14 protein-coding genes are annotated in these 15,381 nt (G+C 71.9%); 9 read left to right on the top strand and 5 right to left on the bottom strand.

Annotated elements, in window-relative coordinates:
• The first annotated feature begins 14 nt into the window (after positions 1-14).
• The 5 genes from HMPREF0063_RS03550 (at position 15) to HMPREF0063_RS16745 (ending at position 6,158) form a co-directional block, all read left to right on the top strand.
• On the top strand, positions 15-392 hold the full coding sequence (locus HMPREF0063_RS03550; RefSeq protein WP_007077284.1) for a fluoride efflux transporter FluC: 378 nt from the start codon (positions 15-17) through the stop codon (positions 390-392).
• Positions 389-742: a fluoride efflux transporter FluC gene (locus tag HMPREF0063_RS03545; protein ID WP_007077283.1), complete on the top strand. Its 354-nt coding sequence runs from the start codon at positions 389-391 to the stop codon at positions 740-742. The genes HMPREF0063_RS03550 and HMPREF0063_RS03545 overlap by 4 nt, the downstream gene beginning before the upstream one ends.
• A gap of 158 nt (positions 743-900) precedes the next feature.
• Positions 901-2,121: a formate-dependent phosphoribosylglycinamide formyltransferase gene (purT, locus tag HMPREF0063_RS03540; RefSeq protein WP_040320071.1), complete on the top strand. Its 1,221-nt coding sequence runs from the start codon at positions 901-903 to the stop codon at positions 2,119-2,121.
• A 110-nt stretch (positions 2,122-2,231) separates the two neighbouring features.
• The gene (locus tag HMPREF0063_RS03535) at positions 2,232-5,981 is read left to right on the top strand and encodes a multifunctional oxoglutarate decarboxylase/oxoglutarate dehydrogenase thiamine pyrophosphate-binding subunit/dihydrolipoyllysine-residue succinyltransferase subunit (RefSeq protein WP_007077281.1); all 3,750 of its coding nucleotides are present in this window, start codon (positions 2,232-2,234) and stop codon (positions 5,979-5,981) included.
• A gap of 3 nt (positions 5,982-5,984) precedes the next feature.
• Positions 5,985-6,158 (top strand): DUF6104 family protein, encoded by a 174-nt coding sequence (locus HMPREF0063_RS16745; RefSeq protein WP_007077280.1) that lies wholly within the window; start codon positions 5,985-5,987, stop codon positions 6,156-6,158.
• A gap of 74 nt (positions 6,159-6,232) precedes the next feature.
• Here the strand turns inward: HMPREF0063_RS16745 and HMPREF0063_RS15610 are convergent, their stop codons facing one another.
• From HMPREF0063_RS15610 to HMPREF0063_RS03515, 4 genes are all read right to left on the bottom strand, one after another.
• Positions 6,233-7,231 carry a hypothetical protein gene (locus HMPREF0063_RS15610; RefSeq protein ID WP_007077279.1) on the bottom strand — a complete coding sequence of 333 codons (999 nt, stop codon included), beginning with the start codon at positions 7,229-7,231 and terminating at the stop codon, positions 6,233-6,235.
• Positions 7,232-7,419: 188 nt separating this feature from the next.
• Positions 7,420-8,388, bottom strand: a complete 969-nt coding sequence (locus HMPREF0063_RS03525) for a zinc-binding dehydrogenase (protein ID WP_007077278.1) — start codon at positions 8,386-8,388, stop codon at positions 7,420-7,422.
• A gap of 27 nt (positions 8,389-8,415) precedes the next feature.
• A complete protein-coding gene (locus HMPREF0063_RS03520; RefSeq protein ID WP_245527734.1) occupies positions 8,416-9,594 on the bottom strand; it encodes an NAD(P)-dependent malic enzyme in 1,179 nt (392 codons plus the stop codon).
• 182 nt (positions 9,595-9,776) lie between these two features.
• The gene (locus tag HMPREF0063_RS03515) at positions 9,777-10,241 is read right to left on the bottom strand and encodes a hypothetical protein (protein WP_040320069.1); all 465 of its coding nucleotides are present in this window, start codon (positions 10,239-10,241) and stop codon (positions 9,777-9,779) included.
• Between the two features lie 165 nt (positions 10,242-10,406).
• On the opposite strand from HMPREF0063_RS03515, the gene HMPREF0063_RS03510 reads away from it, so the two are divergent.
• The gene (locus HMPREF0063_RS03510; protein ID WP_007077276.1) at positions 10,407-10,658 is read left to right on the top strand and encodes a WhiB family transcriptional regulator; all 252 of its coding nucleotides are present in this window, start codon (positions 10,407-10,409) and stop codon (positions 10,656-10,658) included.
• A gap of 77 nt (positions 10,659-10,735) precedes the next feature.
• Here the strand turns inward: HMPREF0063_RS03510 and HMPREF0063_RS03505 are convergent, their stop codons facing one another.
• Positions 10,736-12,187, bottom strand: a complete 1,452-nt coding sequence (locus tag HMPREF0063_RS03505) for a sensor histidine kinase (protein WP_040320068.1) — start codon at positions 12,185-12,187, stop codon at positions 10,736-10,738.
• A gap of 36 nt (positions 12,188-12,223) precedes the next feature.
• Between HMPREF0063_RS03505 and HMPREF0063_RS03500 the strand changes: the two genes are divergently transcribed.
• Genes HMPREF0063_RS03500 through HMPREF0063_RS03490 form a run of 3 tightly spaced genes read left to right on the top strand, consistent with a single transcriptional unit; the run spans position 12,224 to position 15,375 of the window.
• Positions 12,224-13,129, top strand: coding sequence for a DUF2785 domain-containing protein (locus HMPREF0063_RS03500; RefSeq protein WP_040320491.1), 906 nt, complete (start codon positions 12,224-12,226; stop codon positions 13,127-13,129).
• Between the two features lie 34 nt (positions 13,130-13,163).
• Complete coding sequence (locus HMPREF0063_RS03495) at positions 13,164-14,858, top strand: acetolactate synthase (RefSeq protein ID WP_007077274.1); 1,695 nt, start codon at positions 13,164-13,166, stop codon at positions 14,856-14,858.
• A gap of 1 nt (position 14,859) precedes the next feature.
• Positions 14,860-15,375, top strand: coding sequence for a GNAT family N-acetyltransferase (locus HMPREF0063_RS03490; protein ID WP_007077273.1), 516 nt, complete (start codon positions 14,860-14,862; stop codon positions 15,373-15,375).
• The last annotated feature ends 6 nt before the right edge of the window (positions 15,376-15,381 follow it).

Raw genomic sequence — 15,381 nt, 5'->3', positions numbered from 1 at the left:
CGTAGGCTGGGCAGGTGGACACCGAGCGCGCGATCCGCGGGCCGTGGGTCCTGGTCCTCCTCGGCGGCACCGCCGGGACGCTGGCCCGGTACGGCATCGACACCGCCGTGCCGGCCGACGGCGCCTTCGCCCCGTCGACGGTGTTCGTCAACCTGGTCGGCTCGTTCGCCCTCGGGCTCCTGCTGGGCTCCGGCCCCTCCAGCCGGCTGCGGCTGCTGGTCGGGACCGGGTTCCTCGGCGGCTTCACCACCTACAGCGCGCTCGCGGTACAGACCGACCTGCTGCTGCGTGACGGTGCGGTGCTGCTGGCCGTCGCCGACCCGTTGGTCAGCGTCGTCGGCGGCGCCGCTCTCGCGGTGGCGGGGTTCCGTCTGGCCCGGGGGCCCGCATGACGGCGCTCCTCGTGGCACTGGCCGGTGGTCTCGGCGCTACCGGCCGCTACGCACTGGAGTCGTGGCTCCGGCCGCGGACGTCGACCCGTCTGCCGTGGCCACTCCTGCTGGTCAACGTCTCCGGGTCCTTCGCCCTGGGGTTCGCGACCGGGGTCCTCGCCGACGACCGGACCCTGCTGGTGATCGGCTCGGGTCTGCTCGGCGGGTACACGACCTTCAGCGGCGCGTCGGTCGACGTCGCCGAGCGGTGGGAGCGGGGTGAGTGGCGCGGTGCCGTGCTCTCGGCGGTCCTGATGCTCACGGCATCGCTCCTCGCCGCCATGCTCGGGCTCACCCTCGGACGCGGCTGACCCCCGCTCGGGGGCGGTGGATTCGCGACCGAAAGCTCGGGGCGGTGGGTTCGCGACCGAAAGACGGCCCATTCGGTCGCATCGTCACCGACCACAGCGGGGAACCGGTATTCGGTCGCGAATCCACCGCCCCGGCGGGCTGACCTAGGGTGGCGGACGTGACGATCCTGGGAACCCCGCTGTCCGACGGCGCCACCCGCGTCCTGCTCCTCGGAGCGGGCGAGCTCGGCAAGGAGGTCGTGATCGAGCTGCAGCGCCTCGGGGTCGAGACGATCGCGGTCGACCGGTACGCCGACGCACCCGCCATGCAGGTCGCGCACCGCAGCCACGTCGTCGACATGCTCGACCCGCGGGCCGTGCGGGCGGTGATCGAGGCCGAACGGCCGCACTGGGTGGTCCCGGAGATCGAGGCCATCCACACCCCGACGCTGCTCGAGCTGGAGGCCGAGGGCGTCACCGTCGTCCCCACGGCACGCGCGACCCGCCTCACGATGGACCGCGAGGGCATCCGCCGCCTCGTCGCCGAGGACCTCGGGCTGCCCACCTCGCCCTACCGGTTCGCCGACACGCTCGACGAGCTGACCGCGGCCGTCGACGCCGTGGGCACACCGTGCGTCGTCAAGCCGGTGATGTCCTCGTCGGGCAAGGGCCAGTCCGTGATCCGCACCATCGACGACACGGCCCACGCGTGGGAGTACGCCCAGGCCGGAGGCCGTGCCGGTGCGGGCCGGGTCATCGTGGAGGGGTTCGTTGACTTCGACGTCGAGATCACCCTGCTCACGCTCAAGCACGCCGCGACCGACGGCGGCTCCGACGTCATCTCCTTCTGTCCGCCGATCGGCCACACCCAGGTCGACGGCGACTACCGGGAGTCGTGGCAGCCCCAGCAGCTCTCCGACGCCGTCCTGCAGCGGGCCCAGGAGGTGTCGGCCGCGGTGGTCGCCGACCTGTGCGGGCCCGCGGGTCGCGGACTGTTCGGGGTCGAGCTGTTCATCCGCGGCGACGAGGTGATCTTCTCCGAGCTGTCGCCTCGCCCCCACGACACCGGCCTGGTCACCCTGGTCTCGCAGGACCTCTCGGAGTTCGCGCTGCACGTGCGCGCCGTCCTCGGGCTGCCGGTGCCGAACGTCCGCACCCGGGGACCGGCGGCGTCCTGCGCCGTGCTGCTGGAGGGCGAGATCGAGGCGCCTCGCTTCACCGGGGTGGGCGCGGCGCTCTCCGAGCCGGACACCGCCGTCCGCCTGTTCGGCAAGCCGTCGGTGTCGGGCCGACGACGCATGGCGGTGGCCCTCGCCCTCGGCGACGACGTCGACGCCGCCCGGGCGGCCGCCCGCAGGGCCGCTGCGCACATCCGCCCGACCGACGCGCACACCGACTGACACGCCGTCCGTCCGCCCTCACCTCCCGTCGTGGCCGCGGCACGGCGCGGTAGTGTGGAATCCACTGTTCCCCCCGCATCACGCACCGACCGGAAGAGGCGATCTGGGCCGTGGCCGAGTCCTCCACCAACGACAGCTCCCAGCCGAATTTCGGTACGAACCAGTGGCTCGTCGAGGAGATGTACGAGCGCTACACCGACGACCCCTCCTCCGTCGACGCGTCGTGGAAGACGTTCTTCGCCGAGGGTGGCTACTCCAACGGCGCCACCCCGGAGAAGAAGTCCGCCCCCGCCGCCCCGGAACGCCCCGGGGTGACCCCCGCCACGACCACCTCGCCGGCGACCGGCAACGGCACCGTCCCCGACGGAGCCACGCGCGGCAAGTCCGTCCGGCCCGCTGCATCCTCCGGCGCTCCCGACGCCCCCGCACCTCCCGCTGCCGTGGCCAAGTCCCCGGCACCCGAGGCCCCGAAGAAGACCGCCGCCGACAAGCCGGCCGGGCCGGGCACCGTCGAGAAGGTCGTGCTGCGCGGCGCCTCGGCCCGCACCGCGCAGAACATGGACGTCAGCCTCACCGTCCCCACCGCCACGAGCGTGCGGTCGGTCCCGGTCAAGCTCCTGTTCGACAACCGGACGGTCATCAACAACCATCTGGCCCGTGCCCGCGGCGGCAAGGTCTCGTTCACCCACCTGATCGGCTTCGCCGTCGTGCAGGCCATCAAGTCCCTGCCGGAGATGAACACCGGCTACGAGGTCGACGAGAAGGGCAAGCCCAACCAGCTCAAGCCCGAGCACATCAACTTCGGGCTCGCGATCGACCTGCAGAAGCCCGACGGGACCCGCCAGCTGCTGGTGCCGTCGATCAAGGCCGCCGACACCATGAGCTTCGCCGACTTCTGGCGTGCGTACGAGGTCATGGTCAAGAAGGCCCGCGACGGCAAGCTCGAGGTCAGCGACTTCCAGGGCACCACCGTCAGCCTCACCAACCCCGGCGGCATCGGCACCAACCACTCGGTGCCCCGCCTGATGTCCGGCCAGGGCGTCATCGTCGGCGTGGGCTCGATGGAGTACCCGCCGGAGTTCCACGGCGCGTCCGACCACACGATCGCCCAGCTGGCCGTGTCCAAGATGATGACGCTCACCTCGACGTACGACCACCGCGTCATCCAGGGTGCGCAGTCCGGTGAGTTCCTCAAGCGCGTGCACCAGCTGCTGCTGGGCGACGAGGGCTTCTACGACGACATCTTCCGCGCGCTCAAGATCCCCTACGAGCCGATCCGCTGGGCCCGCGACATCGCGGTCAACCACGACGACGACATCGACCGCCAGGCACGCGTGCTCGAGCTGATCCACGCATTCCGGGTCCGCGGCCACCTGATGGCAGACACCAACCCGCTGGAGTACAAGCAGCGCAGCCATCCCGACCTCGACACCGCCAGCCACGGCCTGACCCTGTGGGACCTCGACCGCGAGTTCCCCACCGGCCCGTCCTTCGGCGGCGAGCGTCGCCACATGAAGCTGCGCGAGATCCTCGGCACGCTGCGCGACTCGTACTGCCGCACGATCGGCACCGAGTACATGTACATCCAGGACCCGGCCGAGCGTCAGTGGTTCCAGGAGCGCATCGAGCAGGGGTACACCAAGCCGCCGCGCGAGGAGCAGCTGCGCATCCTGCTGAAGCTCAACCAGGCCGAGGCGTTCGAGACCTTCCTGCAGACCAAGTTCGTCGGTCAGAAGCGGTTCAGCCTCGAGGGCGGTGAGACCACCATCCCGCTGCTCGACGAGATCTGCGAGGCCGCCGCCGCCGACGCGCTCGACGAGGTCTGCATCGGCATGGCGCACCGCGGCCGGCTCAACGCGCTGGTCAACATCGCCGGCAAGAGCCCGAGCCAGGTGTTCCGCGAGTTCGAGGGCAACATCGACCCGCGCACCGTCCAGGGTTCCGGCGACGTGAAGTACCACCTCGGTGTCGAGGGCGAGTTCACCTCCGGCAACGGCGACTCGATCAAGGTCTCCATCGCGGCCAACCCGTCGCACCTGGAGGTCGTCGACCCCGTCCTGGAGGGCATCGCCCGGGCCAAGCAGGACCGGCTCAACCGCGGCGAGGAGTTCCCCGTGCTGCCGGTGCTGGTGCACGGCGACGCCGCGTTCGCCGGCCAGGGAGTCGTCGCCGAGACGCTCAACCTCAGCCTCCTGCGGGGCTACCGCACCGGCGGCACGATCCACGTCATCGTCAACAACCAGGTGGGGTTCACCACGAGCCCCTCGGCGTCGCGGTCCTCCACCTACTGCACCGACGTCGCCCGGATGATCTCGGCGCCGGTGTTCCACGTCAACGGTGACGATCCCGAGGCCTGCATCCGAGTCGCGCAGCTCGCGTACGACTACCGGCGCACGTTCAACAAGGACGTCGTCATCGACCTCATCTGCTACCGCCGACGCGGCCACAACGAGGGCGACGACCCCAGCTTCACCCAGCCGCTCATGTACGACACGATCGAGACCAAGAAGTCGGTGCGCAAGCTCTACACCGAGGCCCTGGTCGGCCGTGGCGACATCACCCTGGAGGAGGCCGAGGCCGCGCTCAGCGACTACCAGGCCAAGCTCGAGAGCAACTTCGCCGAGGTCAAGGCCGCCGACTCCGGCGACCTGGACTACATGCGCACCCCGGAGTACCCCGACAAGCCCGAGGTGTCCGGCCGGCTCGAGACCGCGATCTCCCCGGAGACGATGAAGGCGATCGCCGACGCGTACACCAACGTGCCGGACGGCTTCACCGTGCATCCCAAGGTCCTGCCGCAGCTGCAGCGCCGTGCGCAGTCGATCTCGTCGGGACCGATCGACTGGGGCACCGGCGAGATCCTCGCGATGGGCTCGCTGCTGCTCGACGGTCGACCAGTCCGGATGGCCGGGCAGGACTCGCGTCGTGGCACCTTCTCGTCGCGGTTCGCCACCATCATCGACCGGACGAACGCCGAGGAATGGACCCCGCTGTCGCACATCAGCGAGGACCAGGCGACGTTCTACATCTACGACTCGCTGCTGAGCGAGTACGCCGCCCTCGGCTTCGAGTACGGCTACTCCGTCGCCCGGCCCGAGGCGCTCACGCTGTGGGAGGCGCAGTTCGGCGACTTCGTGAACGGTGCCCAGTCGGTCATCGACGAGTACATCTCGGCCGGCGAGACCAAGTGGGGCCAGAAGTCGGGCGTCGTGCTGCTGCTGCCGCACGGGTACGAGGGCCAGGGCCCCGACCACTCCTCGGCCCGCATCGAGCGCTTCATGGCGCTGTGCGCGAACGACGAGATCACGCTGGCTCAGCCGTCGTCGCCCGCCTCGTACTTCCACCTGCTGCGCCGGCAGAACCTGGAGGCCGAGCACCGTCCGCTGGTCGTGTTCACCCCCAAGTCGATGCTGCGCAACAAGGCGGCGGCCTCGCAGCCCGAGGACTTCACGTCGGGCTCCTTCCTGCCGGTCATCGGTGACACCTCGGTGCAGGCCGACCAGGTCGAGCGGGTCATCCTCTGCTCCGGAAAGATCACCTGGGAGCTGCTGGCCGAGCGCGCCAAGCGGGAGGAGGGGCTGTCCCGCACCGCGATCGTGCGGGTCGAGCAGCTGTACCCACGGCCGGTCGCCGAGCTGACCGCCGAGCTGTCCCGGTTCCCCTCGGTCAACGAGATCCGCTGGGTGCAGGACGAGCCGGCCAACCAGGGTCCGTGGCCGCACTGGGCACAGCACCTCGTCGGTGCGTTCGACGCCCCGCTGAAGGGCATCACCCGGCCGGAGTCGTCGGCGCCGTCGGTGGGCTCGCACCCGCGTCACGTCGAGGAGCACCAGGTGCTCATGGACCGCGCCTTCGCCTGAGCCGTGTACTTCACCGATCGCGGCATCGAGGAGCTGGCGGCACGCCGGGGTGACGAGGACGTCACCTTGGCGTGGCTGGCCGAACGCCTGAGCGAGTTCGTCGACCTCAACCACGAGTTCGAGGTCCCGATCGAGCGCTTCGCGACCTGGCTGGCCCGCCTCGACGACGACGACTGAGCGGCCCACCCCCTCCCCCGCCCCGCCTTCCCCGCGAGTGGCGCAGTTCGGTGGTTTCGAGACGGCGTGTCGCCTCATTCTGCGCCACTCGGTCTCCGTTCTGCGCCACTCGGTCGTGGGGTCGTGGTGCGGACGAACCTGGCGAGCCGGCGCGCCAACGCCGTGGAGCCGCGGGCGGACAGCGACGACTCCGCCACCTCCCTCAGCCAGGGCAGCACGCGGGCGGGATCGTGCGGGACCCCGCGCGCCTCGTCGGCGTCGCGGACGACGCGGGCGGGATCACCCACGACCTCACGGGCGATGTAGCCGTACCGCTCGTACCCGGCGCGAGCCAGAGCCTTGTCCCGGCGGAGGTCATCCTCGTGCTGCCGGCGGTCCCGATGACTGGCCCCGTCGTACTCCGCGATCCGCCGGGTTCCGAGGATCAGCAGGTCGCCCCGGGCCACCGCCACACCGGCCCGATTGCACACCACGGTCTGCGGCTCGACGTCGATCCCTGCCATGACGTGGATCAGGCGCAGGATCGTCTCCCAGGCCGATTCGCTCCGCCCGTCGCACAGCTCGATCGCCCGCCGCAGGGACCTCACACCCCGTCGCCCTCGCACCATCGTCGCGCGGATCTCATCGACGGTGGTGTGACCCAGGTGCAGGGCGCCGTCGACCACCACGACCAGGTCGACGAGCGACAGGTGCTCGGCCAGCTCCACGATGGTCCACGCCGCCGAGGCGACGGCGAGGTCGCCGAGCATCTGCCGATGGGCGGGAGGGATGGCGCAGCGGCGCACGTAGACACCGCGACGGTCGTGGTGCGGGGCCTCCCCGTCCGTGCAGGCGATGAGGGGGAGGTCGTCCGAGGTCGGCAGCCACCACTGCCGCAGCCGCGCGCTCGTGAGGTGGGTGAACACCGCGTCGGCGGGCAGCACCTTTGCCACGGCCCGACATCGGCTGGGCAGGTCGGCCGACCGCGAGGCGTGCAGTGCGACACCGGCCGCCGGACGGGTGAAGTCCGGGCCGCGCAGCACGGCGAGCGACACCCCGTGCAGCTCCGCCTCCCGGGTGAGGATCGGTTCCATGGACCGAAGATGGTCGAGCAGACCTCACGCGTGCGAACTGGTCGGCCACCTGTGGACCCGGCTCACGATCCACAACCAGTGGCGCGGTTCGGGTGCCGAGTGGCGCAAAACTGCGCGACACGCCGTCTCAGAACCGCCGAACTGCGCCACTCGCGGGACGGGGGTGGGGTGGACGGGTGGTGGGTGGGTCAGAGGGTGAGGACGATCTTGCCGAACAGGCTGCCGTCGACGACCTTCTCGAGGCCCTCGGCCGCGCGGTCCATCGGCAGCTCGGCGTCGATCAGCGGCCGCACCCCGGTGACGTCCATGAACTGCGCCAACGCGTGCAGCTCGTCGCGCGTGCCCATCGTCGATCCGTGGACGCGCATCTGCTGGAAGAAGATGCGGGTCAGCTCGGCCGCCGGTGGGGCGTCGCCGGACGTCGCGCCGGCGATGACGATGGTGCCACCGGGCCGCATCGACTTCACCGAGTGCGACCACGTGGCCGCACCGACGGTCTCGATGACCGCGTCCACCTTGGTGGGCAGACGGGCGCCGGACTCGAACGCCTCGTGGGCCCCGATCTCGACCGCCCGGGTCCGCTTGTCCTCGTCGCGGCTGGTGGCGTAGACCCGGAAGCCCGCGGCCCGCGCCAGGGTGATGGCGGCCGTGGCGACGCCACCGCCGGCGCCCTGCACCAGCACGGTGTCGCCCTGCTTCAGTCCCGACTGCGTGAACAGCATCCGGTACGCGGTCAGCCACGCGGTGGGCAGGCAGGCCGCCTCGGTGAACGACAGCCCCGCCGGCTTCGCGACGACGTTGCGCATCGGGACCGTGACGCGTTCGGCGAAGGTGCCCTGGTGCCGCTCGGAGAGCAGCGACCGGCGCGGATCGAGGGTCTCGTCACCGCGCCAGGACGGGTCGCTGATGACGGCGTGCACCAGCACCTCGTTGCCGTCCTCGTCGAGCCCCGCGGCGTCGCACCCGAGGATCATCGGCAGCGACTTCTCGCCCAGGCCGACGCCACGCAGGCTCCACACGTCGTGGTGGTTGATGGAGGCCGCCTTGACCGTGACCGTGGTCCACCCGTCGGGCACCTCCGGATCGGGACGTTCCCCGACGACGAGACCCGACAGCGGGTCCTGGGCATCGATCGAGCCTGCATAGACGGCGAACATGGGCGCTCCTGTCGTGGTGCGGGGACTTCAGTACGGGCGGCGGGCGAGGCCTTCGCGGCGCGCGGTGTCGGTGACCGCCCGCGCCACGGCCTGCGCGACCCGGGGATCGAACGGCGAGGGGATCACGTAGGCCTCGGTGAGGTCGTCGCCGACGAGATCGGCGATCGCGGTGGCCGCCGCGAGCTTCATCGCCTCGGAGATGCCGGTGGCCCGCACGTCGAGCGCCCCGCGGAAGATGCCGGGGAAGACCAGCACGTTGTTGATCTGGTTCGGGAAGTCCGAGCGTCCGGTGGCGACGACCCGGGCGTACCGCTGCGCCACCTCGGGGTGCACCTCGGGGTTCGGGTTGGCCATCGCGAAGATGATCGCGTCCGGGGCCATGCCGGCCAGCGCCTCCTCGGGCACGGTGCCGCCGGAGACCCCGATGTACACGTCGGCCCCGGACATCGCCTCGGCGATCGTGCCGGGCCGGGCCCACTCGGCGGTCTGGTCGGCCAGCCACTGCTTGGCCTCGTTGAGGCCCTCACGGCCCGGATGGATCACCCCGGACCGGTCGATCACCTGGATGCGGCGCACCCCGGCCGCGTGCAGGATCTTGGTGATCGCCACGCCCGCCGCGCCGGCGCCGGAGATGACCACCTTCAGGTGCTGCATGTCGCGCTCGGTGAGCCGGACGGCGTTGATCAGGGCGGCGAGCGTCACGACGGCGGTGCCGTGCTGGTCGTCGTGGAACACGGGGATGTCGAGCCGCTCGATGAGTCGGCGCTCGATCTCGAAGCACCGTGGCGCCGAGATGTCCTCGAGGTTGATGCCGCCGAACGAGGGCGCCAACCGGGCGACGGTCTCGACGATCTCGTCGACGTCGGTCGTGTCGAGCGCGATCGGGATCGCGTCGACCCCGCCGAACTGCTTGAACAGCACGGCCTTGCCCTCCATGACCGGCATGGAGGCGGCCGGGCCGATGTCCCCGAGGCCCAGCACGGCGGTGCCGTCGGTGACGACGGCGACGGTGTTGGACACCCACGTGTACTCGTGGGCGACCTCGGGATCGGTGTGGATCGCCTCGCACACCAGGGCGACGCCCGGCGTGTACGACATCGACAGGTCGGCGGCGTCGCGCAGCGGGACGGTCGCCGAGATCTCCATCTTGCCGCCGCGGTGCAGGGCGAAGACGGGATCCTCGGGATCGATCGCAGAGCCGGTCATGTCGATGTCTGTGGCAACCATGGGTGTCGTGGGCGTTTCGTTCGGGAGGGTTCCCGGCGGGGAACGGGGCAGGGGGGACACCGGGCAGGGAGGACCGTTCTGGTCCGGCCGGACTGGCTCGGGGTCGCGGATCGCGCGTGGCGACGAGCGCCGGGGGCAGGTCGTGCCCGACGGTCATCGTCTCACACGGAAGGGTGCGTCATCCCATCGGGAGCGTCGCCGTCGTCGGGCCAGGCGGGCTCCAGCAGACGGTTGACGGGGGGTGCCAACAGGCAGGCCAGCACGACGACCGCACCCCCGGCCAGGACGGCCGGCACCCAGGGCAGCCCCGCATCGCCCAGGTCGGCCCCCCGAAGGTTCCAGGCGAGCCCGAGGCTGATCAGCTGCGCCACCACGAGCGGACCCCGCGCGCCGCCGGCACCACGGTTGAGGGCCACCACCGCCGCGACGAGCCCCAGGCCGGCCGCCACGAAGAACAGGGCCACCGAGACGCCCAGTCCGAGCCGCTCGCCCGACAGCTGACCCAGGTCGGCCACCGCGAGTCCGAGGAGAGCCAGCGCCTGCAGCGTGACCAGCACCGACGCCACCAGGAGCAGGATCCGGGCGGACGGACCCGCCGGGGGGCCCGCAGCAGGGGGGGTCGTCATCGGAACAGCCTACGGGCGGGTGTTACAACGGTGTGACAGAGACGACAGGATCCGTGCCGCGGCACCCTTGTCTTACGCCCCGATTGTTGAAAGCATGGGTTCATCATCCCGGGGCGGCCTTGCAGCCTGCCCGGATGCACCACCACCACGGGAAGGAGTGTCCACATGGACTGGCGACACAAGTCTGCCTGCCTCGATGAGGACCCTGAACTCTTCTTCCCCATCGGCAACACGGGCCCGGCGATCATGCAGATCGAAGAAGCCAAGCTCGTGTGCCGCCGCTGTGACGTCCGCGACCAGTGCCTGCAGTGGGCCCTGGAATCCGGACAGGACCACGGAGTCTGGGGAGGCCTGAGCGAGGACGAGCGTCGTTCGCTGAAGCGCCGCAACGCCCGGGCACGCATCCGCACCGCCTGAGTGCGTCGCGCCTGAGCGTTCGCACGTCGAACGTGGGACCCCGTGGCCGTCGGCCGCGGGGTTCTCTGCTCGTGGCGTCAGCCCGCACGCGCCGCCGGGACGTCCAGGGCGATCGACACCGTCGTGCCGCCGCTCCCCCGGCTCTCGAACGCGAGGCTGCCTCCGAGCTCGGTCTGCACCAGCGTCGACACGATCGACAGCCCGAGGCTGCTCTCGGCGGAGAAGTCGGCCGGCAGCCCGACCCCGTCGTCGCTGACCCGGACCTTGACCCGGTCGCGGATCCGGTTGGCCGCCACACCGATGTGCCCGGGCCGGCCGTCGACGAAGGCGTGTTCCGCAGCGTTCTGGATCAGCTCGGTCAGGACCATCGCCAGGGGCGTCGCGACCTCTCCGGGCAGCGAACCGAAGCTGCCGACGCGCTCGGCGCGGACGGTGCCGTCGCCGGCCACGTCGAGCACCGTGCGCAGCAGCCGGTCGGCGATGTCGTCGAAGTCCACCGCGTCGCCGGCCGAGTGGCTGAGGGTCTCGTGGACCAGCGCGATCGAACCCACGCGGCGGACCGCCTCGTCGAGGGCGTGCCGGGCCTCGGGGTTGCTGAGCCGGCGACCCTGCAACCGCAGCAGGGCGGCCACGGTCTGCAGGTTGTTCTTCACCCGGTGGTGGATCTCGCGGATCGTCGCGTCCTTGCTGAGCAGCTCGCGCTCCCTCGACCGCAGCTCGGTGACGTCGCGCAGCAGGATCAGGGACCCGTGCGACTCACCGCGGATGCGGACGGCGATGACCCGGATGCGCAGCGTCGCCGTGGCGTTCTCGAGCTCTCCCTCGGTCCCCTCACCCCCCGCGAGCAGCCCGGGCGAGCCGTGGGCCTGGGTGCGGCGTGACAGCAGACCGGCGGTCACGTCGGGGAGCCGGGCTCCGACCAGGTCGCCCACCAGCCCCAGCCGGCGGTACGCGGACAGCGCGTTCGGGCTGGCGAACCTCACCACCCCGGCCGGGTCGGTGCGCACGAAGCCGTCCCCCACCCGCAGGCTGTCGGCGAGCTCGGAGCGGTGCGTGTCGCCCGGGAACTCGCCCCGACGGATCATCTCGAACAGCTCGTCGGCGACCTCGAGGTACGCCGACTCCAGGGCACCCGCCGACCGCGTCCCGGGATCCTCACGGCGACGCTCCACGACGGCGATGATCCGCCCGGCACGTCGCACCGGCACCGCGTGCACGGCGCGGCCCAGCGCGTCGGGGACCCCGCCGACCGGAGCCCGTCCGGCCAGGGCGGACTCGACCGCCGGATGCCGCCCGGTCGGGACGAAGGAGCCGACGACGTCCTCCAGCAGCGTGGTCGGCCCGGTCGTCGGTCGGATCTGGGCCGCCGCCCACGTGCCGCGCGCCTCGACGTCCTCCACCCAGAGCACCAGGTCGGAGAAGGCCAGGTCGGCGATCATCTGCCAGTCGGCCACCAGCGCCAGCAGCCACGCGGTGTCGGCGGGGGACAGCGCGGTCTGGAACCGCATCACGTCGTCCGGGGCAGGCACGACCGCCAGCCTACGGCCCGTGGCACCATGACGGTGATGTCCGACGAGTACTGGAAGAGCGTCAAGGTCACCGGTATGCCGGTTCCGGTCGACCGCTCGCTCGAGGACTCGACCGTCGAGCTGGTCGGCATGCTCGACCACCCGGACCCCCGCCTGCGCGACGACCTCGCCGTCTCGGTGCTCACGACGTGGATCGGTCGCGGGGTGTACGACGAGCTGTTGCACGGGCTCGGCGACGGACTGGTGGCCGGCCTGAACCACGGGCTGGGCCGTCCGGAGGACCCGACGGTGCTGCGCCGCACGTCCAGCGCCCTGCTGCTGGCCGAGGTCGTGAACCGCGACACGGTCGCGCAGGTCCTCGACCCCGGCACCCTGCTCGCCTGGGGTGACGCGGCAGCGGGCTGGCTGGTGCGGGAGCAGGACCAGCGCGGCTGGTCCGCCGACCTCGGCCCGATCCAGACCGTCGCGAACGGGGCCGACCTGCTCGCGGCCCTCGCCCGGTCCCGGCACCTCGGCCGGCTCGAGCTGACGGTGCTGCTCGACGTGGTCGGTGACCTGCTGCTGAGCCCCACCCCACACGTGTGGCACCACGGGGAGGACGACCGGGTCGCCCACGCCGTCATGACGGTCATCCACCGGGCCGTCGTCGATCGGGCCGTGGTCGAGGCCTGGATCGCGCGTCTGGGCGCCGGGACCCGGCCGCCCGCCACCCGCGGGCACGCCTCGACCCCGTGGCCCACCCCCGGCGCGCGCAACACCTCCGCCACGCTGCGGGCGCTGTACCTGCAGCTGGCGCTGGGCGTCCGCGGCCGCGTCGACCTGCCCGGCGACGCGGACCTGTTCGACCGGCCTCCGCACGACCGCGCCGACCTGTTGCTCAGCCTCCTCGACGAGATCCGGGCCGAGAGCCCGTGGCTCTTCCGCACCCCCGGCAGCACCTGACGCAGCGGGGTGACCGCCGGGTAACCTTCGTCACATGAGCGACACCGAGCCCCGTGCCGACGACACCACCACCGCCTCCGACGCCGCCGTCCACGGCGGGGTCATCGCCACCGCCGTCGCGCGAGCCCACGGGGTGGAGGCCATGTTCACCCTGTCCGGCGCCCACGTGTTCCCGATGTACGACGGGGCGGTCACGGCCGACCCGCCCATGCCGATCATCGACGTCCGGCACGAGCCGTCGGCGGTGTTCGCGGCCGAGGCCATCGGCAAGCTCACCCGCACGCCCGGCCTGGCCGTCCTGACCGCCGGCCCGGGTGTCACCAACGGGGTCAGCCCCGTCGCGCAGGCGCAGTTCGCCGGGTCACCGCTGGTGGTCGTCGGTGGACGCGCCCCCGCCAACCGGTGGGGCATGGGCAGCCTGCAGGAGCTCGACCACCCGCCGATCTTCTCGACGATCTCCAAGTCCGCCACCACCGCCCACACCTGCGACGTGATCGGCCGGACCGTCGACGAGGCCTTCGCCCTCGCCGGGTCGTCCCATCGCGGTCCGACCTTCGTCGACGTGCCCATGGACGAGTTCTTCAACGTCGCCGCTCCCTTCGCCTCGGCCCCCGCGGCCGCCGACCCGATCGAGCCGGACGGCGACGACCTGGCAGCCGTGGCCCGCCTGCTCGCCGGGTCCACGCGGCCGGTCCTGATCATCGGCACCGACGTCTGGGCCGACGGGGCGGAGGAGGCCGCGCTGCGCTTCGTCACCGAGACGGGCATCCCCGTCATCGCCAACGGCATGGGGCGCGGCATCGTCCCCGGCGGACATCCGCAGCTGGTCACCAAGGCCCGCAGCACGGCGCTCGGGCAGTGCGACCTGACCGTCGTCGTCGGCACGCCGCTGGACTTCCGGCTCGGCTACGGCGTGTTCGGTGGCAAGGAGGAGTCCCCCCCGGCCCAGGTCGTGCACCTCGCCGACTCCCCCGGTCAGCTGTCGGGGCACGCCGACCTCGCGGCCCGGGCGGCCGGCGACCTCACCGCCGTGTTCGACGGCATCCTGCGGCACCTGCAGGGCGCCGCCGGGTCACGGCCCGACTGGTCGGCCTGGCTCGAGGCGCTCCAGCAGCAGGTCGGCCTCGGCGTCGAGCGGGACAACGCGCTGCTGACCGCCACCGCCGACCCCATCCACCCGGCGCGCATCTACGGCGAGCTGCTCCCCCGGCTGGCCGACGACGCCGTCGTGATCGGCGACGGCGGGGACTTCGTCTCGTTCGCGGGCAAGTACGTCGAGCCCCAGCGGCCGGGCGGGTGGCTCGACCCCGGACCGTACGGATGCCTGGGTGCCGGTCTCGGCGCCGCCATGGCCGCCCGGATCGCGCGGCCGTCCAGCCAGGTCGTCCTGCTGTTCGGCGACGGCGCGGCAGGCATGTCGATCATCGACGTCGACACGCTCGTACGACACAACCTGCCGGTCGTGATGGTCATGGGCAACAACGGCGCCTGGGGCCTGGAGAAGGGGCCCATGCAGATGCTGTACGGCTACGACGTCGCCGCCGACCTGATCCCGGGCACGCGCTACGACCAGGTCGTGACCGCGCTGGGCGGTGGCGGCGAGCTGGTGACCGACCCGACCCAGATCGGTCCCGCCCTCGACCGGGCCTTCGCCTCGGGCATCCCGTACCTGGTCAACATCATCACCGACGTCGAGGCGGCGTACCCGCGCAACACCTTCGGCATCTGACGTGGAGGTGCGGGTCGCCCGGCCCACCGAGCTGGCCGACGCCGGCGCGCTCACGGTGGCCGGGTACGAGGCCGACGGCCACCTCCGCCGGCCGGACGGGACGTTCGACGATCGTTACGCTGCGTGGCTCACCGACGCCCCCGGCCGCAGCGCCGCGGGGTCGACGATCCTCGTGGCGGTCGACCCCGACGGGGTCGGCGGGCTGCTGGGTGCGGTCACGTGGTGTCCACCCGGGTCGCCGCACCGCGAGCTCGCCACCGGTGCGCACCAGGGCGAGTTCCGCTCGCTGTCGGTCGCACCGACGGCCCGTCGGCGGGGCGTGGCCCGGGCGCTCGTGACCGACTGCCTCCAGCGGGCCCGCGACCTCGGCCTCACCGAGATGGTGCTGTCCTCACTGGTCGAGATGACGCCGGCCCACAAGCTCTACGCGTCCCTCGGGTTCGTGCGTCGGCCCGAGCTCGACTGGTCGCCCGTGCCCGAGGTCCACCTGTGGGCCTTCTCCCTCACCCTCCCCTGACCCCGC

The organism is Aeromicrobium marinum DSM 15272 (assembly GCF_000160775.2).
In the GTDB taxonomy this organism is placed as follows: Bacteria; Actinomycetota; Actinomycetes; order Propionibacteriales; family Nocardioidaceae; genus Aeromicrobium; species Aeromicrobium marinum.
This window is presented reverse-complemented; position numbering and strand designations above follow the sequence as displayed.

Bases quoted from the DNA above. Each gene is read 5' to 3' on its own strand.
- HMPREF0063_RS03495 (WP_007077274.1), top strand. From the start codon at position 13,164: ATGAGCGACACCGAGCCCCGTGCCGACGACACCACCACCGCCTCCGAC.
- HMPREF0063_RS03500 (WP_040320491.1), top strand. From the start codon at position 12,224: ATGTCCGACGAGTACTGGAAGAGCGTCAAGGTCACCGGTATGCCGGTT.
- HMPREF0063_RS03520 (WP_245527734.1), bottom strand. From the start codon at position 9,594: ATGACCGGCTCTGCGATCGATCCCGAGGATCCCGTCTTCGCCCTGCAC.
- HMPREF0063_RS03510 (WP_007077276.1), top strand. From the start codon at position 10,407: ATGGACTGGCGACACAAGTCTGCCTGCCTCGATGAGGACCCTGAACTC.
- HMPREF0063_RS03525 (WP_007077278.1), bottom strand. From the start codon at position 8,388: ATGTTCGCCGTCTATGCAGGCTCGATCGATGCCCAGGACCCGCTGTCG.
- HMPREF0063_RS03545 (WP_007077283.1), top strand. From the start codon at position 389: ATGACGGCGCTCCTCGTGGCACTGGCCGGTGGTCTCGGCGCTACCGGC.
- HMPREF0063_RS03515 (WP_040320069.1), bottom strand. From the start codon at position 10,241: ATGACGACCCCCCCTGCTGCGGGCCCCCCGGCGGGTCCGTCCGCCCGG.
- HMPREF0063_RS15610 (WP_007077279.1), bottom strand. From the start codon at position 7,231: ATGGAACCGATCCTCACCCGGGAGGCGGAGCTGCACGGGGTGTCGCTC.